The sequence below is a fragment of the Citricoccus sp. genome, from assembly GCF_035445025.1.
Taxonomy (GTDB): Bacteria; Actinomycetota; Actinomycetes; order Actinomycetales; family Micrococcaceae; genus Citricoccus.
Genome location: NZ_DAOMPX010000009.1, coordinates 1 through 23,142, shown reverse-complemented (window position 1 = coordinate 23,142; position 23,142 = coordinate 1). Strand labels below are relative to the sequence as shown.

The window sequence follows — 23,142 nt, the reverse complement described above, 5'->3', positions numbered from 1 at the left end:
TGGGTGAACAGCACCGTCGTCTGTGACCCGGCCAGCTCGAAGCCGAGGGTGCCGGCCAGGTGCTGCGAGGCGGTGTTGCCCAGCGCGGCCCGCCACTGCGGCACGAGCCCCTCGGTGAAGGCCTCCTCCATGGCGATCGCCGCGGCGTAGGCGCCCAGGCCCATCCGGCGCACGTCGGGGCGCACCAGCACGCCCAGGTGGCCGATCAGCCCCTGCCATTCCTCGTACCCGGCCCCCGCAACCGGGTCGCCGGTCGGGGTGCCCGAGCCGTCGTCGGGAACCAGGGTGAAGGTGGCGTCCAGACCGGACAGCCCCACCTCGGTGACGTCGTCCGCGGGGCACAGCGCCTCGAGCGCGGCGGCGTCGGCCGCCTCGTAGGACACGGCCACGGATCCGGAGCGCTCGATCTCCGGGACGTCCTCCGCGTAGTAGAGCGCCGACTCGCCCAGGGAGCGGGCGGCGTGTCCGGCGCCGAGGCGGATCATCGTGGACTCCAGGGCCAGGACCTCGTCGTCCACGTCCCGGGCGGCGTCCAGCAGCCAGCGGGGACCGTAGAGCACGGAGGTCTGGTAGAGGCGGACGAAGGTGGCGATCTGCTCGTCCGCGCCGTCCTGCGCGCCGGAGTCCGTGGCCACCTCGATCCGCCGGGAGCCCGGGGGAGACCCGGCGGCCTCGGTGATCGAGCCGTCGGGCAGTCCCAGGATCCGGGACCAGGCCAGCTCGATGATCTGGCGGGTGTGGCTGTTGACGGGCATCCTTGAAGGCTAACGCCCGAACAGCACCTTCGCCTCGTCGTAGCGGTGCTGCGGGACCTCCTTGAGCCCGTCCAGGGCGGCTGCGAGCTCCACCCGGACGATCTCGGTGCCGTCCAGGGCGACCATCTTCCCGTACTCGCCGTCGGCGACGAGGTCGATGGCCCCCATGCCGAAGCGGGTGGCCAGCACGCGGTCGAAGCCGGTGGGCGCACCGCCGCGCTGGATGTGGCCCAGCACGGTGTTGCGGGTCTCGATCCCGGTCATGTCCTCGATCCGGTGCGTCACCCACTCGCCGATCCCGCCCAGTCGCGGCCGGCCGGAGGCGTCCGCCCCGGCCTCGGCCAGCGGGTCGTCGTGGCCCTCGGGGACGAAGCCCTCGGCGACGACCACGAGCGGTGACCGCCCCCGTTCGTGCACCTGGCGGACCCAGTCGCACACCTGCTCCATGGAGGTGCGCTGCTCCGGGATGAGGATTGCGTGCGCACCGGCGGACATGCCCGAGTGCAGGGCGATCCAGCCGACGTGCCGGCCCATCACCTCGGCCACCATGCACCGGTGGTGGGACTCGCCCGTGGTGCGGAGCCGGTCCATGGCGTCGGTGGCGATCGAGACGGCGGTGTCGAAGCCGAAGGTGTAGTCGGTGGCCTGGAGGTCGTTGTCGATGGTCTTGGGCACCCCGACCAGCGGGACGCCGTCGTCGGACAGCCGTTTCGCCCCGGCCAGGGTCCCCTCGCCGCCGATCGCCACCACGGCGTCCAGCCCCAGCCGGGCCATCTGGGCCTTGATGTTCTCCGGGCCGCCCCGTGGGTGGTTGTAGGGGTGCGTCCGCGAGGTGCCCAGGATGGTCCCGCCGGTGCGGGCCAGGCCGCGGACCCGCTGGCGGGGCAGGTCCTCCACGTCGCCCTCGATCAGTCCGCGCCAGCCGTCCCGGATGCCCACGAGCTCGTAGTCGTAGGTCTTGATGCCGTGCAGGACGGCGGAGCGGATGACCGCGTTGAGTCCGGGGCAGTCCCCGCCGCTGGTCAGGAGGCCGACGCGCATGCTGGAGGTCCTTTCGACAGGCTGGATCGGGTGGTCCTGATCGAAGGCTATCGCGAGTGGTGACCGGGCAGGACCCGCTCCAGCGGGATGGACCCGTCCTGCCAGGGCAGCAGGAGCCACGCCACCAGGTAGGTGCCGACGCCGATGAACGGCAGCAGGAAGCTCAGCAGGACCACGATCCGCACCAGCGTGGGGTCCCAGCCGAACTTCGCGGACAGGCCCCCGCAGATGCCGGCGACCCAGCGGCGCGGGCCGCGGCGGTAGGGGATGGAGCGCAGGGTGCGGTAGAAGGCGTCCACGGTCAGTGCCCCTTCCGGGTGGCGCCGGCGATGCCGCCGGCCACGAGCACCAGGCCGCCGAGCGCGGCCAGGCAGATCAGCACCAGGGCCGGGTCGACGTCCCAGTCCAGCACGGTCGCGGACAGGGACCACAGGGCCACCAGCAGGGCGATGATGCCCCACACCAGGGTGCCGGTGCGGATGCCCTCGGGCGCTGTCCGGGTCCCGACGGCGGCCGTCGAGCCGCGACCGGAGGTCCCGTCGAACTCGTGGTCCCGGTGGCGGTCGCGGAGGGTGCCGCGGGTGATCTCGTCCTCGAGGGCCTGGGCCTCCGCGTCCTGGGCCTGCGGTGCGTGGGGGTACGGGTCGTGGGGGTACGGGTCGTGGGTGGTCATGGTGTTCACTCCTGCTCGGTGGGTGTGGTGGTCGGATCATCCACCCGGACGGTCAGCGTGGAGAAGGCCAGGTCGGCGTCGATCTCCAGCCGGCGGTCGGTGGGGGCGTCCACGACCTGGACGCGGGCGTCGCCGGCCACGGTGGGCTCCGAGTTCACGGAGCTGAAGGCGTTGTCCACGGTGAGGTAGACGTCCACGTCGTGCGGCACGATCAGCTCGGCCTCGGAGAAGGACACGTCCAGGCGGATCGGGTCCGCGCCCGGATCGGTGCTGCCGGGCTCGCCGGTCAGGTCGATCACGCCGGAGCCGAAACTCAGGTCGTACCCGGTCCTGCTGTCGCCCTGGACGGTGCCGTCCCACGTGGAGTCCCACGCGCCGTTCCAGTCGCCGCGGACGAACGTCCCGCCCGTGGCCAGCAGGACGGGGACCACCAGGAGGGCCGTGGTGACGGTCAGCCCGCCCCCGCCGCGGCCGAGGATCGCCCCGACGATGAGGCCGACGGCCATCACGCCGAGGGCCGTGGCCAGGCTGGCGGCCCAGATCACGCCCCAGCCGGCGGTGAAGACACCGAGGTACTTCAGGGCGGCGACGGCGGCCCCGGCCAGGACGGCGACCCCGATGACCAGCAGCTGGGTGGAACCGGCCAGCGACGGCGGGGTGCGGTCGACCATGGCCGGTTGCGGCGCGGCGGGGGCCGGAGGGGGGTAGGGAGCCTGGTAGTGGGCAGAGGGAGCGGTCATGGGGTCACGTCCTTCGGAGGCGCGGTCGGCGGGGGAGGAGATGGGGGAGGTGGGGCCGGGTGAGGGGGGCTGGGGCCCGCTGGCGTACCACGCCGTGTCGGAGGGGGCGAGGAAGACGGGCTCGTTCACGGCCGCGGACGGGGCCCCGGACGCAGCGCCTGCGGGGCCCGGGGGCAGCGCGCGGGGGCCGGACCGGGACGCGACGAGCCAGATGAACAGGCCGATCACCGCCAGGCCGAGGAGCCCGCCGACGTCCCACCAGCCGCCGTCGGGTCCGTAGGGCGGGGTGAACAGGCCCACCGCGCCGAGGATCGCCAGGACCAGGCCCCCGGTCATGCCGGAGGTCCACCGGCCCTGGCCGGCCTCCCGGGCGTGGATCCGCCCGTCCGGTTCGGGCAGGACCATCCACGCCAGTCCGTAGGCCAGCACGGTCAGCCCCGCGGTCAGCAGGGTCAGCACCACGAACAGGGCCCGGGCCAGCGTGTGGTCCAGTCCGATGCGGTCGGCGATGCCGGCGACCACGCCGCCCAGCCAGCGCTGGGGACTGCGGACGGTGCGCAGGGAGTGGATCCAGGCGTAGAAGCCGGAGGCGGGGTTCTCGTTCATGGTTCCATCGTCGCCGCGCGCATCCCGGCCCGGTATCCGGAAAGCCCCTGATCCGACCCGGAGAACCCCCGGAGGACGGTCCGCGGGCGCCCCGTACTGGGGCAGGATGGAGGCCATGCACAGTGTCCTCACGCGTCCGGCCGAGGGCCGGGTCGTCGCCGGCGTCTGCGCCGGGCTGGCCCGGTACCTCGGCCTGCCCACCGGGTGGGTGCGGGCCGGCGTCGTGGCCCTGACCCTGCTCAGCGGGGTCGGGGTGGTCTTCTACGCCTGGCTGTGGATCTTCGTCCCGGACGAGCACGAGGCCGTGCTCACCGCCGGCGACCCGGTCCGCGGTGCCGCGGAGCAGGTCCGGGAGGCCCCCGTCCGCCTGGGCGGCGTCCTGGGCCAGGGCTGGCAGGTGATCTTCGGGGTCGTGCTGCTGGGCGTGGCCGCCGTCCTCGCCCTGCAGCTGGGGGCCGGCATCCGGATGAACTGGGGCCTGATCGGGCCGGTGGCCGTCGTGCTGCTGGGCATCGCCCTGGCCTGGCTGCAACTGGACACGCTGCGGGACGCTGGGAGGGCGGCCCGGACCGGGCGGATCAGCTCACTCGCCCTCGGACTGCTGCTGGTGATGGCCGGCGTGCTGGCGCTCGCGGCCGGTTTCGTGGGCACGGACGAGTTGTGGCTGGGACTGCTGGTGGCGGGGGTGATCGTCGCCGGCGTGGTGCTGGTGGCCGCCCCCTGGGTGCTCAAGGCGTGGCGTGACGCCACGGCGAAGACCTCCGCGCTGGCCGTCCAGACGGAGCGGGCCGAGATCGCCGCCCACCTGCACGACTCCGTGCTGCAGACCCTCGCCCTGATCCAGAAGAACGCGGACACCCCCTCCACCGTGGTGCGGCTGGCCCGCGCCCAGGAGCGCGACCTGCGCCAGTACCTCTACCAGGATCCCTCCCGGCCCACCGGGACCCTGACGGACCGGCTCGAGGACCTGGCCGCGGCGATCGAGGACGACCACGGCCAGCCCATCGAGGTGGTCACCGTCGGTTCGGCCACCGGTCCCTGGCTGGACCCGGTGCTGCAGGCCTCGCGCGAGGCGATGCTCAACGGGGTGCGCCATGCCGGGCCCGTCCAGGTCTACGCGGAGGCCCGGCCGGAGGCCGTGGAGGTCTTCGTCAAGGACCGCGGTCCCGGTTTCGACCTCTCCGCGATCCCGGCGGACCGTCTCGGGATCCGGGAGTCGGTCGTCGGGCGGATGGAGCGTGCCGGCGGCACGGCGAGGATCATCACCGGCGACGGCGGCACCGAGGTCCGGCTGCACCTGCCGGTCCCGGCGCAGAATGGGAAGAACGGCGAGGAAGGGCGGCAGGGATGAACCGGGTACCAGTGAGGGTCGTCATCGTGGACGACCACGCGATCTTCCGGACGGGACTGAAGGCGGACCTGGACCCGTCCGCCATCCAGGTGGTCGGCGAGGCCGGGGACGTGGACTCGGCGGTGCGGACCATCCACGAGGTGCGACCAAACGTGGTGCTGCTGGACGTGCACCTGCCCGGCGGCCGCGGCGGTGGGGGAGCCGAGGTGGCCGCGGCCTGCCAGGAGCTGGCGCCCGGCGTGCGGTTCCTGGCGATCTCCGTCTCGGACGCCGCGGAGGACGTGGTGGCGGTCATCCGCGCCGGGGCCCGCGGCTACGTCACCAAGACGATCTCGGGGGCCGATGTCTCGGACGCCGTGCAGCGGGTGGCCGGCGGGGACGCCGTGTTCTCCCCGCGGCTGGCCGGGTTCGTGCTGGACGCCTTCGGGACGGCGGACGTCGCGGTGCGGGACGAGGAGCTCGACCTGCTCTCGGCCCGGGAGCTGGAGGTCATGCGGCTCATCGCCCGCGGTTACACGTACAAGGAGGCCGCGCGGGAGCTGTTCATCTCCGTGCGGACGGTGGAGACGCACGTGTCCAACGTGCTGCGCAAGCTGCAGCTGTCCAACCGCCACGAGCTCACCCGGTGGGCGGGCGAACGGGGTCTGCTCTAGCGATCCGGTGGGTGGAGTGGGCCAGCGCCTCGGCGTCCGCCGCGTGATGGGTCACCAGCACGGTCGTGCGGCCGGTGAGCACCTCGGCGAGCAGGGCGCGGACCTGTGGCACCACCTGGGCGTCCAGCGAGGACAGCGGTTCGTCCAGCAGGACCAGCAGGGGATCCGAGGCCAGGACGCGGGCGATCGCGGTGCGCTGCGCCTGGCCCCCGGAGAGCTGGTGCGGACGCCGTCCCGCCAGGTGGCCCACGCCCACCCGTTCCAGCCACTGCCGAGCCACCCGCCGCTGCGCCGACCGGCCCACGACGCCGGCCCGCTCCAGCCCGTAGGCGACGTTCGCCTCGGCGCTCAGGTGAGGGAACAACCGCGCGTCCTGGGCCAGGTAGCCGACCCGGCGGTGCCGGGCCGGGACCCACGTGCCGCCGTCGAAGAGGACCTCCGTGCCCAGCGTCGCGTGGCCGGACTCCGGGCGCAGCCAGCCGGCCAGCGCGTCCAGCACGGTGGACTTGCCGGCGCCGTTCGCCCCGAGCAGCGCCAGGGTCTGTCCCTGCGGGACCGTGAACGCCACGTCCACCTCGCGCTCGGGGACCACCACGCGGCAGTCGAGGCCCGTCACGAGATCGACACCCGCTTGCGCCCGTAGGCCAGCGTGATGACGGCCAGCGCCACCACCACCAGCAGCAGGGACAGCGCGACGGCGGCCTCGGGGTCCGTCTCCCGCTCCAGGTAGACCTGCAGCGGCAGGGTCCGGGTGGTGCCCTGCATCGAGCCGGCGAAGGTGATGGTGGCCCCGAACTCGCCCAGTGCACGGGCGAAGGTCAGCACCGTGCCCGCGAGGAGCCCGGGGGCCATCAGCGGCAGCGTGACGGTGCGGAAGGTGCGCGCCGGGGAGGCGCCCAGGGACAGGGCGGTGCGCTCGTGGGCATCACCCCGGGTCTGCAGCGACCCCTCCAGCGCGACCACGAGGAAGGGCAGGGAGACGAACACCTGGGCCATGACGACGGCCGCGGTGGTGAACGCGATGTCGATCCCCAGCACGTGCAGGTGCTCTCCGACCAGTCCGCGGCGGCCGAAGGCCTCCGTGAGCGCGATGCCCCCGACCACGGGAGGCACCACGAGCGGCAGCAGCACGAGCGAGCGGGCCACGCTGCGGCCCGGGAACTCCAGCCGGGTCAGCGTCAGCGCCAGCGGGATCCCCAGGACCAGGCAGACGGCCGTGGCCGCCAGGGACGTCCGCAGGGACAGCCCCAGGGCATCGAGCGCCGCCGGGGAGGTCACCAGCCGGGGCAGCCGGGTCAGGTCCACCCCCGCCACGAGCGCGACGAAGGGCAGCAGGATGGCCGCGCCGCCCAGGACGCCGACGACCGTCAGGGCGCGCGGGGGGCGGACCGGGACGTCACGGGTGGCCGAAGCCGGCATGCCCGAGCACCTCCTGACCCTGCGCGCCCAGGACGTGCTCGACGAACGCGTCGGCCGGCCCGGGATGCTCCGCCTCCGCCAGCGCGGCGATCGGGTAGGTGTTCACGGCCGACCGGGCGTGCTCCAGGTCCACGGTGCGCACCGCCTCCCCGGCCCGGGCGGCGTCCGTGACGTAGACCAGCCCGGCATCGGCCTCGCCGGAGGTGACCTTGCCCAGCACGTCCGTGACGGAGGACTCCTCGCTGACCGGGTCCAGGGCGAGACCGGACGCCCGGGCGAGGGCGGCCGTGGCCTGGCCGCAGGGGACCTGGGGGGCACAGGCCACCAGGTTCACGCCCTCGGCCGCGGCGTCCGCGAGGGACGCGATGCCCGCGGGGTTGTCCGGCGGCGTGACCAGCGTGAGCACGTTGGTGGCGAACGGCCGGGGCGTACCGGAGACGGCCCCGGCGCCGACGGCCCGGTCCATGGTCGGCACGTCCGCCGGGGCGAAGACGTCCGCCGGCGCCCCGGCGATGACCTGCTGGACCAGGTCGGACGAACCGGCGACGTTGAACCGCACCGTCACACCGGGGTGCTCGGCTTCGAAGTCCTCGCCGATCTGCTCGAAGGCGTCCGACAGCGAGGCCGCCGTGAAGACGGTCAGCGTGACGTCCGCGGTGGCGGTGTCCTGGGCGGGGACGTCCTGGGCGGCGGAGCCTCCCGCGCAGCCGGTCATCACCGGCGCCGAGGCGGCGGCCAGGACGAGCAGCGCGGGGAGGCGGGCCCTCACGGTCAGGCCTCGTCGCAGTCGATGATCACGGTGGTGGCCTTCACGACCGCGGACGCCGGCGTGCCCGGTTCCAGCCCCAGGTCCCGTGCGGCCTCCGCACTCATCAGCGACACCACGCGGAAGGGCCCGCACTGCAGGGTCACCTGGGCCATCACGGTGTCCATGAGCACGTCGGTCACCAGCCCGGTGAACCGGTTGCGGGCCGAGACGCGCAGCCCGTGCGACCCGGCGTCTGCCCGTGCCGTGGTCTCCCGGACCAGCCGGGCCACCTCCACCCCGTCGACGGCGGCCCGCCCGGCCTCGTCCGTGTGGGCGGTCAGGCGTCCGGAGGACACCCAGCGGCGCACGGAGTCGTCGCTGACACCCAGGTACCGGGACGCCTCGGCGATGCGCAGCAGAGTCATGACCCCGACCCTACGTCACGCACCTGCGGCAGGAAAGACTGCCATGAGGCGCAGATGCGGTTACTCGGAGAGCAGCCTCTGGATGCGGCCGACGCCCTCGGCGAGGTCCTCGTCGCCCAGGGCGTAGGACAGCCGCAGGAACCCGGAGGGCCCGAACGCCTCGCCCGGGACGACGGCCACCTCGGCCTCGTCCAGGATGAACCCGGCCAGGTCGGCGGAGGTCTGCGGGGTCACGTCGCGGTAGGTCTTCCCCAGCGCGTCGCGGACGTCCACGTAGGCGTAGAAGGCGCCCTCCGGCGTCGGGCAGGAGAACCCGGGCACCGCGTTCAGGGCCTCGACCATGGCCCGGCGGCGCCGGTCGAAGGCCGCCTTCATCTCCTGGACCGCGTCCAGGGGGCCGGAGACGGCGGCCAGTGCCGCGCGCTGGGAGACGTTGGCGACGTTGGAGGTGGCGTGGGACTGCAGGTTCGCGGCGGCCTTGATGACGTCCTTCGGCCCGGCCATCCAGCCCACCCGCCAGCCGGTCATGGCGTAAGTCTTGGCCACCCCGTTGAGGATGACCACCTGCTCGGCCAGGTCCGGCACGGCGGCGGCGATCGAGGTGAACGGGACGCCGTCGTAGGTCAGGTGCTCGTAGATCTCGTCCGTGACGACCCACAGGCCCCGCGCGGCGGCCCAGCGGCCGATCTCGGCGGTGGCCTCCGGGGAGTACACGGCGCCGGTCGGATTGGAGGGGGAGACGAACAGCAGCACCTTGGTGCGGTCGGTCAGGGCCGCCTCGAGCTGGTCCACGGAGACCTTGTAACCGGTCTCCGGGCCGGCGAAGACCTCCACGGGCACGCCGCCGGCCAGCCGGATCGACTCGGGGTACGTGGTCCAGAAGGGCGTGGGGACGATGACCTCGTCGCCCGGGTCCAGCAGGGTGGCGAAGGTGTTGTAGACGGCCTGCTTGCCGCCGTTGGTCACCAGGACCTGGCTCGGCTCCAGGCTCACGCCGGAGTCCCGCAGGGTCTTGTCCGCGATCGCCTGGCGCAGCTCGGGCAGTCCGGCGGCGGGGGAGTAGCGGTGGTTCCTCGGGTCGCGAGCGGCCTCGACGGCCGCCTCGACGATGTACCCCGGGGTGGGGAAGTCCGGCTCGCCGGCACCGAAGCCGATGACGGGGCGCCCGGCGGCCTTGAGGGCCTTGGCCTTGGCATCAACGGCCAGAGTGGCCGACTCGGCGATCGATCCGATGCGCTGGGAGACACGACTGCGCGGAGTGTGTGACGTCATGGCGTTCAGCCTACCGGTTCGACTCACTCCCCAAGATGACGTAGAGTGGATCCCCGGTGTTGAAAAGCACCATGACGGGCCGTGCCGTTGAGTCGTCACGTTGCGGACCCGAAGGGTAGTGGCGCAATTGGTAGCGCAGCGGTCTCCAAAACCGCAGGTTGCAGGTTCGAGTCCTGTCTACCCTGCGCAGGGTGGTCCGGAGTGATCCGGAGCCCCCGGCAGGACAGTTCAGTGTCGACTAGCAAGTGAGGCCGCGTGACCGAGGCAGCTGCGAACAGCACGGGGGAGAAGACCCCCGATGCGCCGCGGAAGCGTGGTTTCTTCGGCCGGATCGGCCTGTTCCTGCGCCAGGTCGTGGACGAGCTGCGAAAGGTCGTCACCCCGACCCGCGAGGAACTGGTCAAGCTCACGGGCATCGTGCTCGCGTTCGTGATCCTGATGATCTTGCTCGTCAGCCTGCTGGACTTCGTGTTCGGCACGGGTGCTTCCTTCGTCTTCGGTGACGGCAGCGCCTGACTGGCCAGCCGGAGGACGCGCCCTGCCGGAATGACGTCGACCGCGTGAAGAAAGCAGGAACCCGTGTCCGAGCAGGAACTCGAACCGCAGGCCGTTGAGGACGCCGTCCTCGCCGAAGAGGCCCAGCCGTCTCAGGAGCCCCAGACTGCCGAGGACGCTGCCGTGGCCGGGGAGCCCGCGCTGGACGCCGAGGTGGAGGACACCGAGGCCGAACTCGCCGAGGCCGTCGAGGACGACCAGTCCGACGTCGCCGCCGCCGAGGCCGCCACGGACGTCGCCGAGGAAGCGCCTGACGCCGTCGCCGCTGCCCCCGCCGTCGCCGAGCCCGCGGCCGACCCGGCCGAGGAGCTGCGCGCGCGGCTGCGCCGCCAGCCCGGTGACTGGTACGTCATCCACACCTACGCCGGGTACGAGAAGCGCGTGAAGACCAACCTCGAGACGCGTATCCAGACCCAGGAGATGGAGGACTACATCTATGAGATCGAAGTCCCCATGGAAGAGGTCGTGGAGATCCGCAACACCACGCGCAAGCTCGTCAACCGGGTGCGCATCCCCGGTTACGTGCTCGTGCGCATGGACCTGACGGACGCCTCCTGGGGCGTCGTGCGGCACACCCCCGGCGTCACCGGGTTCGTGGGCAACGCCCATGACCCGATGCCGCTGTCCCTGCAGGAGGTCTTCGACATGATCTCGCCCTCCGTCCTGCAGGAGGCCACCAAGGCCGCGCAGGCCGAGGGCCGCCCCGCACCGGCCGGGACCGAGGAGTCCATGCCGGCGATCGAGGTCGACTTCGAGGTCGGCGAGTCGGTCACCGTCAACGACGGGCCGTTCGAGACCCTCCCGGCCACCATCTCCGAGGTCAAGGTGGAATCCCAGCAGCTCGTGGTCCTCGTGACCATCTTCGAGCGGGAGACCCCCGTGACCCTGTCCTTCGGCCAGGTCACGAAGATCCGGTAGGACAGTCCAGACTTCGCCCCCGCACGGTTGCTTTGGCCGGGCGGGAGCGGACCGGCTGCCGCGCCACGGCGGCCACCAGCCCCGGGACACGCTCCTGTGCCCCGCGGGAAACCCGCAAGTAGAAGGACCCGAAAATGGCCCCCAAGAAGAAGGTCGCAGGCCTGATCAAGCTGCAGATCCAGGCAGGCGCCGCCAACCCGGCACCTCCGATCGGCCCTGCGCTCGGTCAGCACGGCGTGAACATCATGGAGTTCTGCAAGGCGTACAACGCTGCGACGGAATCCCAGCGCGGCAACGTCGTGCCGGTGGAGATCACCGTGTACGAGGACCGCTCGTTCACCTTCGTCACCAAGACCCCGCCGGCCGCCGAGCTGATCAAGAAGGCCGCAGGCGTCAAGAAGGGCTCCGCCACCCCGCACACGGACAAGGTCGGCAAGCTGACCCAGGCCCAGTGCGAGGAGATCGCCCAGACCAAGATGGAAGACCTCAACGCCAACGATGTCCAGGCCGCGGCCAAGATCATCGCCGGCACCGCCCGTTCCATGGGCATCACCGTCGACGGCTGACGGAACCCCTCACACCCCCAGTGGCAGGGTCGCGCGCGACCCGCAGACCACGACTGCATAAGGAGAACACGCAGATGGCACAGCGCAGCAAAGCATACAAGGCCGCCCAGGAGAAGATCGGGGACGCTGTCTACGGCCCCGCCGAGGCGATCGCCCTGGCCAAGGAGACCAACCCGTCGAAGTCCGACGCCACCGTGGAGGTCGCCTTCCGCCTGAGCGTCGACCCGCGCAAGGCCGACCAGATGGTGCGCGGCACCGTCAACCTGCCGCACGGCACCGGCAAGACCGCCCGCGTGGTCGTCTTCGCCACCGGTGACAAGGCCGCGGCCGCCGAGGCCGCCGGCGCCGACGTCGTCGGTTCCGACGACCTGATCGCCCGGATCTCCGGCGGCTGGACCGACTTCGACGCCGCCGTGGCCTCGCCGGACATGATGGGCAAGGTCGGCCGCCTGGGCAAGATCCTCGGCCCGCGCAACCTGATGCCGAACCCGAAGACCGGCACCGTGACCCCGGACGTGGCCAAGGCCGTGACCGACATCAAGGGTGGCAAGATCGACTTCCGCGTCGACAAGCACGCCAACCTGCACTTCATCATCGGCAAGACCAGCTTCGACGCCGACAAGCTGGCGGAGAACTACGCCGCCGCCCTCGAGGAGGTGCTGCGCCTGAAGCCGTCCGCCTCCAAGGGCCGGTACATCTCCAAGGCCACCATCTCCACCACCTTCGGTCCCGGCATCAAGGTCGACCCGAACGTGGTCAAGGTGACCGCCGAGGCCTGATCCTCATCCGCGGCAGAGCGCCGGATCCCGGGAGTACCCGGGGTCCGGCGCTCTGTCGTTCCGGCGCAGGTGCCGGGCCCCGGGGCGCCCAGCACTCGACGCCGTCCGTGACGCGGAGCAGAATTCCTCCCCAGAGGGGCGAGGAAGGCAGTGCACCATGGTCTCGGCACACCCGGTGCCGTCGCGCCCGGCATCCCCCGGCCCCACGCGACGGAGCCTGATCTCCGGCGGCGCCGCGGCGGTCGCCCTCTCCGCCGTCACGGGGCCCCCGGCCGGCGTCGCCCAGGCGGCCACCGGCCGCGCCTGGGTCCCGTACACCGTCACCACGCGGGACACGGCCACCTCGGCCACCCGGCCGCTGCACGAGTTCCGCGGCCTGTGGGTGGCGACCGTGCTCAACGTCGACTGGCCCTCGCGCCCGGGGCTGAGCGTCACGCAGCAGCGCGCCGAGCTGGGCGAGCTCATCCGGCTGGCCGCCCTGCGCGGCTGCAACGCGGTCCTGTTGCAGGTCCGGGCGGCCGGTGACCGCTTCTACCGGTCCACGCTCGGGGAGCCGTGGTCACGGTACCTGACCGGCACCCTGGGCCAGGACCCGGGCTGGGACCCGCTCGAGTGGGCGGTGGCCGAGGCCTCGCGGCGCGGACTGGAGGTCCACGCCTGGGCCAACCCCTTCCGGGTGGCCATGGACACCTCGCTGACCTCGCTGCACCCGGGCAGCTTCGCCGCGCGCAACCCGTCCTTCACCTACGCCTACGGGGGACGGCGGTACCTGGATCCCGGCCGGCCGGAGGTGCGCCTGCACGTGCGGGCGGTGCTGGCCGAGATCGCCTCGCGCTACGGCGTCGCCGGCGTGCACCTGGACGACTACTTCTACCCATACCCGGCGGCGGGCCAGGTCATCGGCGACGACGCCTCCTTCGCGCTCTACGGTGCCGGACGGACCCGTGCCACCTGGCGCCGGGACAACGTCAACCGCTTCGTGCGCTACGCCGGCCTGGACGTCCACGCGGCCGACCGGCGCGCCGTCTTCAGCGTCAGCCCCTTCGGCATCTGGCGCAACCGCACCAGCTCCACGGCCGGTTCGGACACCGCCGGGCTCCAGGCGTACGACGACCTGTACGCCGACACGCGCCTGTGGCTGCGCGAGCAGTGGACGGACCTGTTCATCCCCCAGCTGTACTGGCAGCAGGGACACCCGACGGCGGACTACGACGTGCTGTCCCGCTGGTGGTCCCTGCAGGGCACCGTGACCCGCACGCACATCGCCCTGGGGGAGGCCGTGTACAAGGTCGGCGACGCCGGCTGGACGAATCCCGCGGAACTGAGCAACCACGTGGCGCTGGGCCGTGGGCTGACCCAGGTGGAGGGGAATGCCTACTACAACGCCAGTGCCGTCCGCGCGGACGAGCTCGGCGCGATGAGCCGGGTGCGCTCGGTGCACTACCAGCGCCGTGCCCTGCCGCTGCCCGTCCGGTGGCTCAACGCCGCCCGGCCGCCGTCGCCCGCGTTCACCCGGGCCGGGCGCACGGTCAGCGGCCTCACCCTGGAGTGGACGCTGCCGGCCGGTGCGGAACCCGCCCGCTGGATCGCCATCTGGCGGCAGCGCGCCTACAGCGCCACCATCCCGGCCCTGCCGGGGACGGCCGAGGACCTCCTGGCCGTCCTGCCGGCGGCCACCGGGGCGGGTCGCTGGGGGGACCTCACCGCGGAGCCGCGGCGCCGGTACTGGTACGTCGTCCAGGCCTACAGCCGGACGGGAACCGTCTCGGCGGCGGGGTCCGCGATCATGGTCTGGGCGTGAGTGCGGCATCATGGGGCCATGACCGACACGCGGCACGGCCTGGCGCTCGACTGGCTCGAACTGCCCCCGCACCTCGACCAGTCCCGCCTGCCGATGCCGGCCACCACGGCCGACTTCCTCCAGGTCTCCCAGCTGGCCAACCTGATCACCTCCCTGTTCTGGGGCTCCAACGACTTCTACGAATCGCCGGAGAACCGGCTCGCCGCGGCCCGGCCCCGTCCGGACTTCCGGGTGGACTATGTCGCCGCGCGGCTGGACGACGCCGAGGATCCCGGCCGGATCGTCGGGTTCGGATTCCTCGCCGCCACGCCGGCCGCGGCCACGGCCGAGGTGTGGGTGGGGGTGCACCCGGGTTTCCGGCGCCGGGGCGTGGGATCGGCGCTGCTGGCCGGGATCGAGGCCGAGGCGCTGCGCCGGGGGCACACCACCCTGCAGTCCTGGACGGACAACGCCCTCGTGGACCCGGCCTCCGCCGGCCCGCCGGAGGTGCGGTCCAGCGCGGCGGACGCGGCGTTCGCCGCGGCCCGCGGCTACGGGCTGGCCCAGCTGGAGTGGTGTTCGGTGCTGGCGCTGCCCGAGGCGGCCGGTCCGGCCCGGCAGGTGGAGGCGGCGGACGGTCCGGGCGGTGACTACGAGCTGGTGGGCTGGGAGGGTGCCTGCCCCGAGGAGCACGCCGAGTCGATGGCGGGACTGCTGGGACGGATGCCGGCCGAGGCGCCCCGGGGAGAGCTCGAGATCGTCCCCGAGGTCTGGGACGTGGACCGCCTGCGCGCAGAGGAGCGGGCCCGGGAGCAGATCCATCTCACCATGGTCACCACCGCCGCACGGCACCGGCCCTCGGGCCGGCTGGTGGGGCACTCGGACATCGAGACCTTCCGGGACCTGCCGCAGGTGGCCTACCAGGGCAGCACCCTGGTGCACCCCGACCACCGCGGTCGCCACCTCGCGCTGCTGCTGAAGGCCGCCAACATCTCGCGGCTGGTGCGGTCCAGGCCCGCCGTCGAGCGGGTGTACGCCTGGGCCGCCCCGGAGAACGCGGCCATCCTGCGCGCCAACGAGACGCTGGGCTTCCGGCCGGTGTCCACCCGTCCCGGCTGGCAGAGGAGGATCGGGGGGAGCGGGAGCCCGGGGTCCGGCCGCCCGGGGTCCGGCGGCCCGATTTGGTGATGCGTCGCAGTCCCGCGTATTCTGGACGCACCAAAGACCGCCGGTCGTCGGATCCCTCGCGGAACCGATCGTAAAGCCCTCCTTCAGGAGGCGGCCTGCGCAGGTGAGACAGAGCAACGCCTTCCCGGTGAGCCCCAGGGCTCGACGGTACTGCCACGCCCCGTGCACCTGCACGGGGCGTTTTCTTGTCTCCAGGACGGGTGCCGGCCCCAAGTAATGGAAGGAGTGCCATGGCGACGTCTGAGAAGAACGCTGTTGTGGCGGAGCTGGCGGAACTCTTCCGCACCTCCACCGCAGCCGTCCTGACGGAATACCGTGGTCTCACCGTGGCCGAGCTCAAGGAGCTCCGTCGTGCACTCGGTGAGAACGCGACCTACGCCGTGGTGAAGAACACGCTCAGCGAGATCGCGGCCAAGCAGGCCGGCGTCGACGCCTTCGAGGGCAAGATGACCGGTCCGTCCGCGATTGCCTTCGTCTCCGGCGACCCGGTGGACGCGGCCAAGGCGATGCGTGACTTTGCCAAGAACCATGATGCCCTGATCGTCAAGGGCGGCTACATGGAGGGCCAGTTCCTCGATGAGGCGGCCGTCAAGAAGCTCGCGGACCTCGAGTCCCGCGAGGTTCTGCTGGGCAAGCTGGCAGGTGCCATGAAGGGCAACCTGTACAAGGCGGCCTACATGCTGCAGGCCCCGCTGTCCCAGGCCGTCCGCACCGTGGACGCCCTGCGCGCGAAGGTCGAGGAGCAGGGCGGCGCCGCTGCCCCCGCGGCCGAGTAACACCCCCCGGTCGCGTCCAGCGGCCACGTTTCACCCCACGTACGTGAGAACCCTTAAGTAAAGGAGCCAATCATGGCCAAGCTGTCCACTGAAGAGCTGCTCGAGCAGTTCGCCGAGCTGTCCCTCATCGAGCTGTCCGAGTTCGTCAAGGCGTTCGAGGAGAAGTTCGAGGTCACCGCTGCCGCACCGGTCGCCGCCGCTGCCGCCCCCGCCGCCGGTGGCGGCGAGGCCGCTGCTGCCGAGGAGCAGAGCGAGTTCGACGTCGTCCTCGAGGCCGCCGGCGACAAGAAGATCGGCGTCATCAAGGAGGTCCGCGCCCTGACCTCGCTGGGTCTGAAGGAAGCCAAGGACCTGGTCGACGGCGCTCCGAAGCCCGTCCTGGAGGGCGTCAACAAGGAGACCGCGGACAAGGCCAAGGAGCAGCTCGAGGCTGCCGGCGCCACCGTCACCCTCAAGTGATGCGTGCGGCCTAGCCGCTGCCCACACCCACGGCCCCTCCCTCCCGCCTGCGCGGGACGGAGGGGCCGTGGCGTTTAACGCCATCCTCCCAGCGGACACCCAGACTGACTGCCTAAGGTAACGAAACCGTAAAGGTGGTTCGGGCAGGGCGAGGGATACTGGAGGGTGCCGACCGATGGTCGCGACAGCAGAGATGCAGCGGGTAGCCCCGCCGCAGCCGCAGCAGCAGGGGGAACCGCGGGCCACGCCGGCGCCGGCCCGGCCCCGCCTGGCGTTGTTGGACGCGCTCCGGCTCGTCGCCGCGCTGGCCGTGGTGCTGTTCCACTGGACCGCGTGGCACCACGGCAATTGGGGCCGCCACGGTGACCCGGCCGCCGAGGCCTGGCCCTGGCTGAGCCAGTTCACGGCCGTCGGCGCCCTGGGCGTGCAGCTGTTCTTCGTCATCTCCGGCTTCGTGATCCTGCTCTCGTCCTTCGGCAAGTCCCCGGCGCGGTTCATCGGCTCGCGCGTGGGCCGGTTGTACCCCGCCTACTGGGTGGCGGTGCTCGGCGCCGCCGCGCTGATCTTCGTCGTCTGGCCCGAGCTCGGGGTCAATCGCAGTCCCTCGGACCTGTGGGCCAACCTGACGATGTTCCAGGGCGGGTTCGGGGTGGGCCACCTCGACGGCGTCTACTGGACGCTGTGGGTGGAGATGAAGTTCTACCTGTGGATCCTCGCCTTCACCCTGATCGGCATGACCGTGCGCCGCGTGCTCGCCTTCGCCCTGGCCTGGCCGCTGCTCGGCAACGGCCTGTACCTCGGCCTGCGCGCCGCGGGGCACGACGTCGGCTGGGTGCAGCACGTGTTCTTCCCCGAGTACTCGGCCCTCTTCGCCGGCGGCATGGCACTGTTCCTGTTGTTCCGGTTCGGTCACACCCCCGGCCGCTGGGCCGTCCTGGCCGTGAACGTGGCGCTGGCCACCCAGTGGTCCGCGGGCATCCAGCAGCGCGAGACCGCCGAGCTCACCGGCTACGACTACCCGACGGCGCTCTTCGCGCTGATCGTGGTGGGACTGTTCGCGGTGGTGGCGGTGATCGTGCTCACGCCGCTGGCCCGCGTGCGGCTGCCCGGGGCCGCGCTGGCCGGCAGCCTGACCTACCCCGTGTACCTGCTGCACCAGTTGTGGGGCTGGTGGATCATCATGCTGCTCTCACCGGTCCTGCCCCGGCAGTGGGTCCTGGGCCTGGCCCTGGCCTCGGTCCTGGGCGCCGCGTGGCTGGTGCACCGCTGGGTGGAGACCCCGCTGGGCCCGCGCCTGCAGCGGGCGGTGACGACCGGCCTGGGGAACTGGCCGGTGCTGGGGGAGCGGCTGGACCGAGTCTCGTAGCGTCTCACACCCTCGGCACGTTCACAGCGAGGACTCGCGGAGCAAGTGGACTTCCGGGGCTGTGGCGGTTATGCTAAGTCCTTACGTCTCCCTTCTGTCCACCCCTGAGGTGTGTCCCGGCGTGCCCGGATGACCGACCTCGGCGGCGTGGCGTCCGGTCGGGCCTTCAAATAGCGGTGGGCCCCGGACGTCGTGGATCGGGTCGGGGAGCGAACGGAAATGCAGACGGTCTGTGGAAGGAACCCTCTTGGTCGCCTCGAGCACCTCAAATACCGAAACCGCTAACACTCCCGGGGCCATCTCGCCCCGCTCCGGCACCAGCGCCGGCCGGATCACCTTCGCGAAGATCCACGAGCCACTGGACGTGCCGGACCTCCTGGCCCTGCAGACTGAGTCCTTCGACCGGCTGGTCGGCAACTCCCGCTGGGCCGAGCGCGTGGCCCACGCCCAGGAGATCGGCGACGACTCGGTCGCCGTCACCTCCGGCCTGTCGGACATCTTCGAGGAGATCTCCCCGATCGAGGACTTCCAGGGCACCATGTCCCTGTCGTTCACCGAGCCGGAGTTCTCCGACCCGAAGATGCCGGTGGACGAGTGCAAGGAGCGCGACACCACCTACGCCGCGCCGCTGTACGTCAAGGCCGAGTTCATGAACAACAACACCGGCGAGATCAAGCAGCAGACGGTGTTCATGGGCGACTTCCCGCTGATGACGGAGAAGGGCACCTTCGTCATCAACGGCACCGAGCGTGTCGTCGTGTCCCAGCTGGTCCGCTCCCCGGGCGCCTACTTCGAGCGCACCCCGGACAAGACCTCGGACAAGGACATCTTCACCGCCAAGGTCATCCCCTCCCGCGGTGCCTGGTTCGAGCTCGAGGTGGACAAGCGTGACCAGGTCGGCGTGCGCCTGGACCGCAAGCGCAAGCAGCCGGTCACCGTGCTGCTCAAGGCCATGGGCTGGAGCGAGTCCCGCATCCTGGAGGAGTTCGGCCAGTACGACTCCATCCGCGCCACCCTCGAGAAGGACCCGACCGAGGGCCAGGACGAGGCCCTGCTGGACATCTACCGCAAGCTGCGCCCGGGCGAGCCCGCCGCCGTGGACGCCGCGCAGAACCTGCTGAACAACCTGTACTTCACCCCCAAGCGCTACGACCTGGCGAAGGTGGGCCGGTACAAGCTCAACCGCAAGCTGGGCGTGGACCTGCCCCTGGGCGACCCGAACGCCTCCGTGCTGACCGAGGACGACATCGCCCAGATGGTCCACTTCATCGTGGCCCTGCACGCCGGCGAGCGGACCATCACGGGCAAGCGCGACGGCGAGGACGTCGAGGTGCGCGTCGAGGTCGATGACATCGACCACTTCGGCAACCGCCGCATCCGCGCCGTGGGCGAGCTGATCGAGAACCAGATCCGCACCGGCCTGTCCCGCATGGAGCGCGTCGTGCGCGAGCGCATGACCACCCAGGACGTCGAGGCCATCACCCCGCAGACCCTGATCAACATCCGCCCCGTGGTGGCCTCGATCAAGGAGTTCTTCGGCACCTCCCAGCTGTCCCAGTTCATGGACCAGAACAACCCGCTGGCCGGACTGACGCACAAGCGTCGCCTGTCCGCGCTGGGCCCGGGCGGCCTGTCCCGCGACCGGGCCGGCATGGAGGTCCGTGACGTGCACCCCTCGCACTACGGCCGCATGTGCCCCATCGAGACCCCGGAAGGCCCGAACATCGGCCTGATCGGCTCGCTGGCGACCTTCGGGCGGATCAACCCCTTCGGCTTCATCGAGACCCCGTACCGCAAGGTCGTGGACGGCATCGTCACCGAGCAGGTGGACTACCTGACCGCCGATGACGAGCTGGTGGCCCAGATCGCCCAGGCCAACGCCCCGCTTAACGAGGACGGCTCCTTCGCCGAGGAGCTCGTGCTCTGCCGCCAGCGCGGCGGTGGCGGCGAGCCCGTGCTGTCCTCCGTGGACGACATCGACTACATGGACGTCTCGCCGCGGCAGATGGTCTCGGCCGCCACGGCCCTGATCCCGTTCCTCGAGCACGACGACGCCAACCGCGCGCTCATGGGCGCCAACATGCAGCGCCAGGCCGTGCCGTTGCTCCAGGCCGAGGCCCCCTACGTGGGCACCGGCATGGAGAAGTACGTGGCCGTGGACGCCGGTGACTCCATCACCGCCGACGCCCCCGGCGTGGTGACCGAGGTCGCCGCCGACCTCGTGACCGTCATGCAGGACGACGGCACCATGAAGCACTACCCGATCATGAAGTTCGCCCGCTCCAACCAGGGCAACGCCTACAACCAGCGGGTGCGCGTCTCCGAGGGCGACCGCGTGGAGCGCCTGAGCATCATCGCCGACGGCCCGGCCACGGACCACGGCGAGCTGGCCCTGGGCAAGAACCTGCTGGTCGCGTTCATGCCCTGGGAGGGCCTGAACTACGAGGACGCCATCATCCTGTCCCAGCGCATGGTCTCGGAGGACGTGCTGACCTCGATCCACATCGAGGAGCACGAGGTCGACGCCCGTGACACCAAGCTGGGCGCCGAGGAGATCACCCGGGACATCCCGAACGTCTCCGACGAGGTGCTGGCCCAGCTCGACGAGCGCGGCATCATCCACATCGGTGCCGAGGTCGAGGCCGGGGACATCCTGGTCGGCCGCGTCACCCCGAAGGGCGAGACCGAGCTGACCCCGGAGGAGCGCCTGCTGCGCGCCATCTTCGGCGAGAAGTCCCGCGAGGTGCGTGACACCTCCCTGAAGGTGCCGCACGGCGAGTCCGGCACCGTGATCGGGGTGCGCATCTTCGACCGCGACGAGGACGACGACCTGCCCCCGGGCGTGAACCAGCTGGTGCGCGTCTACGTGGCGCAGAAGCGCAAGATCACCGACGGCGACAAGATGGCCGGCCGCCACGGCAACAAGGGCGTCATCTCCAAGATCCTGCCGGTCGAGGACATGCCGTTCCTGGCCGACGGCACCCCGGTGGACATCATCCTGAACCCGCTGGGCGTCCCGGGCCGCATGAACCTGGGCCAGGTCATGGAGCTGCACCTGGGCTGGGCCGCCTCGCGCGGCTGGGACATCCAGGGGGAGCCGGAGTGGATCAAGGACCTGCCGAACTTCCCGCGGCAGTCCGGCCCGGTCAACGTCGCCACCCCGGTGTTCGACGGTGCCGAGGCCCACGAGATCGAGGGCCTGCTCGGTCACGTCAACGTCACCCGTGACGGCGACCGGCTGATGGGCACCAACGGCAAGGCCACCCTGTTCGACGGCCGCTCCGGCGAGCCGTTCCCGGACCCGGTGTCCGTCGGCTACATGTACATGCTGAAGCTGCACCACCTGGTGGACGACAAGATCCACGCCCGTTCCACCGGCCCGTACTCCATGATCACCCAGCAGCCGCTGGGCGGTAAGGCGCAGTTCGGCGGCCAGCGCTTCGGTGAGATGGAGGTCTGGGCCCTGGAGGCGTACGGCGCCGCCTACACCCTGCAGGAGCTGCTGACGATCAAGTCGGATGACATCCACGGCCGCGTGAAGGTCTACGAGGCCATCGTGAAGGGCGAGAACATCCCGGAGCCGGGCGTTCCGGAGTCCTTCAAGGTGCTCATCAAGGAAATGCAGTCGCTGTGCCTGAACGTGGAGGTCCTCTCCGCCGACGGCACCGCGATTGAAATGCGTGACTCGGACGATGAAGTCTTCCGGGCCGCCGAGGAACTGGGCATCGACCTGTCCCACGCCGAGCCCAGCTCGGTCGAAGAGGTCTGAGAAACCCCGTTCCCCGTCCCACCCCAAGACTTCATCAACGCTAGAAATCAGGAGTTCAACGGACCATGTCCAACGACAACTCATCCTTCGGCCTCATGCGCATCGGCCTGGCCACCGCGGACGAGATCCGCAACTGGTCCTTCGGCGAGGTCAAGAAGCCCGAGACCATCAACTACCGCACCCTGAAGCCGGAGAAGGACGGACTCTTCTGCGAGAAGATCTTCGGCCCCACCCGTGACTGGGAGTGCTACTGCGGCAAGTACAAGCGCGTGCGCTTCAAGGGCATCATCTGCGAGCGCTGCGGCGTCGAGGTGACCCGCTCCAAGGTCCGCCGCGAGCGGATGGGCCACATCGAGCTGGCCGCCCCGGTGACCCACATCTGGTACTTCAAGGGCGTCCCGTCCCGGCTGGGCTACCTGCTCGACCTGGCCCCCAAGGACCTCGAGAAGATCATCTACTTCGCCGCCTACATGATCACGTGGGTGGACGAGGAGACCCGTCACGCCGACCTGCCGAACCTGCAGGCCGAGCACGACCAGGAGACCCGTCACCTGGCCGACCAGCGTGACGCGGACATCGCCGCCGTGGCCTCGGACCTGGAGAAGGACCTGGCCAAGCTCGAGGCCGAGGGTGCCAAGGCCGCCGAGAAGAAGAAGGCCCGCGACGCCGCGGACAAGACCATGGCGCAGATCCGCAAGCGGGCCGACGCCGAGCTGGACCGGATGGAGCGCATCTGGGACCGCTTCAAGAACCTCAAGGTCGCCGACCTCGAGGGCGACGAGGGCCTGTTCCGCTCCATGCGGGACAAGTACGGCCAGTACTTCGAGGGCTCCATGGGCGCCGAGTCCATCAAGAAGCGCCTGGAGACCTTCGACCTCGAGGCCGAGTCCGAGATGCTGCGCGAGACCATCAAGACCGGCAAGGGTCAGCGCAAGACCCGCGCCCTGAAGCGGCTCAAGGTCGTCAACGCGTTCCTGACCACGGACAACTCGCCGCTGGGCATGGTCCTGGACGCCGTCCCGGTGATCCCGCCGGAGCTGCGCCCGATGGTGCAGCTGGACGGTGGCCGCTTCGCGACCTCCGACCTCAACGACCTGTACCGCCGCGTGATCAACCGCAACAACCGCCTGAAGCGACTGCTGGACCTGGGCGCGCCGGAGATCATCGTCAATAACGAGAAGCGGATGCTGCAGGAGGCCGTGGACTCGCTGTTCGACAACGGCCGCCGCGGCCGTCCGGTCACCGGACCGGGCAACCGTCCGCTGAAGTCGCTGTCCGACATGCTCAAGGGCAAGCAGGGCCG

Annotated in this window: 22 protein-coding genes, 1 tRNA gene and 1 pseudogene; 14 read left to right on the top strand and 10 right to left on the bottom strand. The window is 71.2% G+C overall.

Annotated features, from left to right (window positions below; translation table 11 throughout):
• The 5 genes from PLJ28_RS04940 to PLJ28_RS04920 all read right to left on the bottom strand — a co-directional run.
• Positions 1 to 755: GNAT family N-acetyltransferase (locus PLJ28_RS04940; protein WP_298042541.1), on the bottom strand; the 755-nt coding region annotated here is incomplete at its 3' end.
• Positions 756 to 764: 9 nt separating this feature from the next.
• Positions 765 to 1,796: a 6-phosphofructokinase gene (locus PLJ28_RS04935; protein WP_183527601.1), complete on the bottom strand. Its 1,032-nt coding sequence runs from the start codon at positions 1,794 to 1,796 to the stop codon at positions 765 to 767.
• A 47-nt stretch (positions 1,797 to 1,843) separates the two neighbouring features.
• Positions 1,844 to 2,095, bottom strand: a complete 252-nt coding sequence (locus tag PLJ28_RS04930; protein ID WP_183527599.1) for a PspC domain-containing protein — start codon at positions 2,093 to 2,095, stop codon at positions 1,844 to 1,846.
• A 2-nt stretch (positions 2,096 to 2,097) separates the two neighbouring features.
• On the bottom strand, positions 2,098 to 2,469 hold the full coding sequence (locus tag PLJ28_RS04925) for a hypothetical protein (protein WP_183527597.1): 372 nt from the start codon (positions 2,467 to 2,469) through the stop codon (positions 2,098 to 2,100).
• A gap of 5 nt (positions 2,470 to 2,474) precedes the next feature.
• Positions 2,475 to 3,815: a PspC domain-containing protein gene (locus PLJ28_RS04920; RefSeq protein WP_298042532.1), complete on the bottom strand. Its 1,341-nt coding sequence runs from the start codon at positions 3,813 to 3,815 to the stop codon at positions 2,475 to 2,477.
• Positions 3,816 to 3,930: 115 nt separating this feature from the next.
• On the opposite strand from PLJ28_RS04920, the gene PLJ28_RS04915 reads away from it, so the two are divergent.
• On the top strand, positions 3,931 to 5,166 hold the full coding sequence (locus PLJ28_RS04915; protein WP_298042529.1) for an ATP-binding protein: 1,236 nt from the start codon (positions 3,931 to 3,933) through the stop codon (positions 5,164 to 5,166).
• The gene (locus PLJ28_RS04910) at positions 5,163 to 5,819 is read left to right on the top strand and encodes a LuxR C-terminal-related transcriptional regulator (RefSeq protein ID WP_324589931.1); all 657 of its coding nucleotides are present in this window, start codon (positions 5,163 to 5,165) and stop codon (positions 5,817 to 5,819) included. The genes PLJ28_RS04915 and PLJ28_RS04910 overlap by 4 nt, the downstream gene beginning before the upstream one ends.
• Here PLJ28_RS04910 and PLJ28_RS04905 read toward each other — a convergent pair.
• From PLJ28_RS04905 to PLJ28_RS04885, 5 genes are read right to left on the bottom strand one after another with little or no spacing between them, the layout of a single operon-like run.
• Positions 5,785 to 6,435, bottom strand: coding sequence for a sulfate/molybdate ABC transporter ATP-binding protein (locus tag PLJ28_RS04905; protein WP_324589930.1), 651 nt, complete (start codon positions 6,433 to 6,435; stop codon positions 5,785 to 5,787). The genes PLJ28_RS04910 and PLJ28_RS04905 overlap by 35 nt on opposite strands.
• Positions 6,432 to 7,238 (bottom strand): ABC transporter permease, encoded by an 807-nt coding sequence (locus PLJ28_RS04900; RefSeq protein WP_324589929.1) that lies wholly within the window; start codon positions 7,236 to 7,238, stop codon positions 6,432 to 6,434. The genes PLJ28_RS04905 and PLJ28_RS04900 overlap by 4 nt, the downstream gene beginning before the upstream one ends.
• The gene (modA, locus tag PLJ28_RS04895; protein ID WP_298042518.1) at positions 7,216 to 8,007 is read right to left on the bottom strand and encodes a molybdate ABC transporter substrate-binding protein; all 792 of its coding nucleotides are present in this window, start codon (positions 8,005 to 8,007) and stop codon (positions 7,216 to 7,218) included. The genes PLJ28_RS04900 and modA overlap by 23 nt, the downstream gene beginning before the upstream one ends.
• 2 nt (positions 8,008 to 8,009) lie before the next feature.
• On the bottom strand, positions 8,010 to 8,411 hold the full coding sequence (locus PLJ28_RS04890) for a TOBE domain-containing protein (protein ID WP_298042515.1): 402 nt from the start codon (positions 8,409 to 8,411) through the stop codon (positions 8,010 to 8,012).
• A gap of 60 nt (positions 8,412 to 8,471) precedes the next feature.
• Positions 8,472 to 9,683 carry a pyridoxal phosphate-dependent aminotransferase gene (locus PLJ28_RS04885; protein ID WP_298042512.1) on the bottom strand — a complete coding sequence of 404 codons (1,212 nt, stop codon included), beginning with the start codon at positions 9,681 to 9,683 and terminating at the stop codon, positions 8,472 to 8,474.
• 112 nt (positions 9,684 to 9,795) lie between these two features.
• Between PLJ28_RS04885 and PLJ28_RS04880 the strand changes: the two genes are divergently transcribed.
• The 12 genes and pseudogenes from PLJ28_RS04880 to PLJ28_RS04825 form a co-directional block, all read left to right on the top strand.
• A tRNA-Trp gene (locus PLJ28_RS04880) sits at positions 9,796 to 9,868 on the top strand.
• Positions 9,869 to 9,938: 70 nt separating this feature from the next.
• The gene (gene secE / locus PLJ28_RS04875; protein WP_010143231.1) at positions 9,939 to 10,199 is read left to right on the top strand and encodes a preprotein translocase subunit SecE; all 261 of its coding nucleotides are present in this window, start codon (positions 9,939 to 9,941) and stop codon (positions 10,197 to 10,199) included.
• Positions 10,200 to 10,262: 63 nt separating this feature from the next.
• Positions 10,263 to 11,156: a transcription termination/antitermination protein NusG gene (gene nusG / locus PLJ28_RS04870; protein WP_298042508.1), complete on the top strand. Its 894-nt coding sequence runs from the start codon at positions 10,263 to 10,265 to the stop codon at positions 11,154 to 11,156.
• Between the two features lie 134 nt (positions 11,157 to 11,290).
• Positions 11,291 to 11,722, top strand: a complete 432-nt coding sequence (gene rplK / locus PLJ28_RS04865; RefSeq protein WP_010143234.1) for a 50S ribosomal protein L11 — start codon at positions 11,291 to 11,293, stop codon at positions 11,720 to 11,722.
• A 74-nt stretch (positions 11,723 to 11,796) separates the two neighbouring features.
• On the top strand, positions 11,797 to 12,501 hold the full coding sequence (gene rplA, locus PLJ28_RS04860) for a 50S ribosomal protein L1 (protein WP_298042503.1): 705 nt from the start codon (positions 11,797 to 11,799) through the stop codon (positions 12,499 to 12,501).
• A gap of 157 nt (positions 12,502 to 12,658) precedes the next feature.
• Positions 12,659 to 14,302: a glycoside hydrolase family 10-like protein gene (locus PLJ28_RS04855; protein ID WP_324589928.1), complete on the top strand. Its 1,644-nt coding sequence runs from the start codon at positions 12,659 to 12,661 to the stop codon at positions 14,300 to 14,302.
• A gap of 18 nt (positions 14,303 to 14,320) precedes the next feature.
• Positions 14,321 to 15,469, top strand: a complete 1,149-nt coding sequence (locus tag PLJ28_RS04850; protein WP_324589927.1) for a GNAT family N-acetyltransferase — start codon at positions 14,321 to 14,323, stop codon at positions 15,467 to 15,469.
• A 230-nt stretch (positions 15,470 to 15,699) separates the two neighbouring features.
• Positions 15,700 to 16,245, top strand: a complete 546-nt coding sequence (gene rplJ, locus PLJ28_RS04845; protein WP_183527574.1) for a 50S ribosomal protein L10 — start codon at positions 15,700 to 15,702, stop codon at positions 16,243 to 16,245.
• 72 nt (positions 16,246 to 16,317) lie between these two features.
• On the top strand, positions 16,318 to 16,704 hold the full coding sequence (gene rplL, locus PLJ28_RS04840) for a 50S ribosomal protein L7/L12 (RefSeq protein WP_183527572.1): 387 nt from the start codon (positions 16,318 to 16,320) through the stop codon (positions 16,702 to 16,704).
• Positions 16,705 to 16,879: 175 nt separating this feature from the next.
• Entirely contained in the window at positions 16,880 to 18,070 is a 1,191-nt protein-coding gene (locus PLJ28_RS04835; protein WP_324589926.1) for an acyltransferase family protein, read from the top strand.
• Between the two features lie 247 nt (positions 18,071 to 18,317).
• Positions 18,318 to 21,839 carry a DNA-directed RNA polymerase subunit beta gene (gene rpoB / locus PLJ28_RS04830; RefSeq protein WP_183527568.1) on the top strand — a complete coding sequence of 1,174 codons (3,522 nt, stop codon included), beginning with the start codon at positions 18,318 to 18,320 and terminating at the stop codon, positions 21,837 to 21,839.
• 65 nt (positions 21,840 to 21,904) lie between these two features.
• Positions 21,905 to 23,142: pseudogene (locus PLJ28_RS04825) on the top strand (DNA-directed RNA polymerase subunit beta'); the annotation flags it as partial.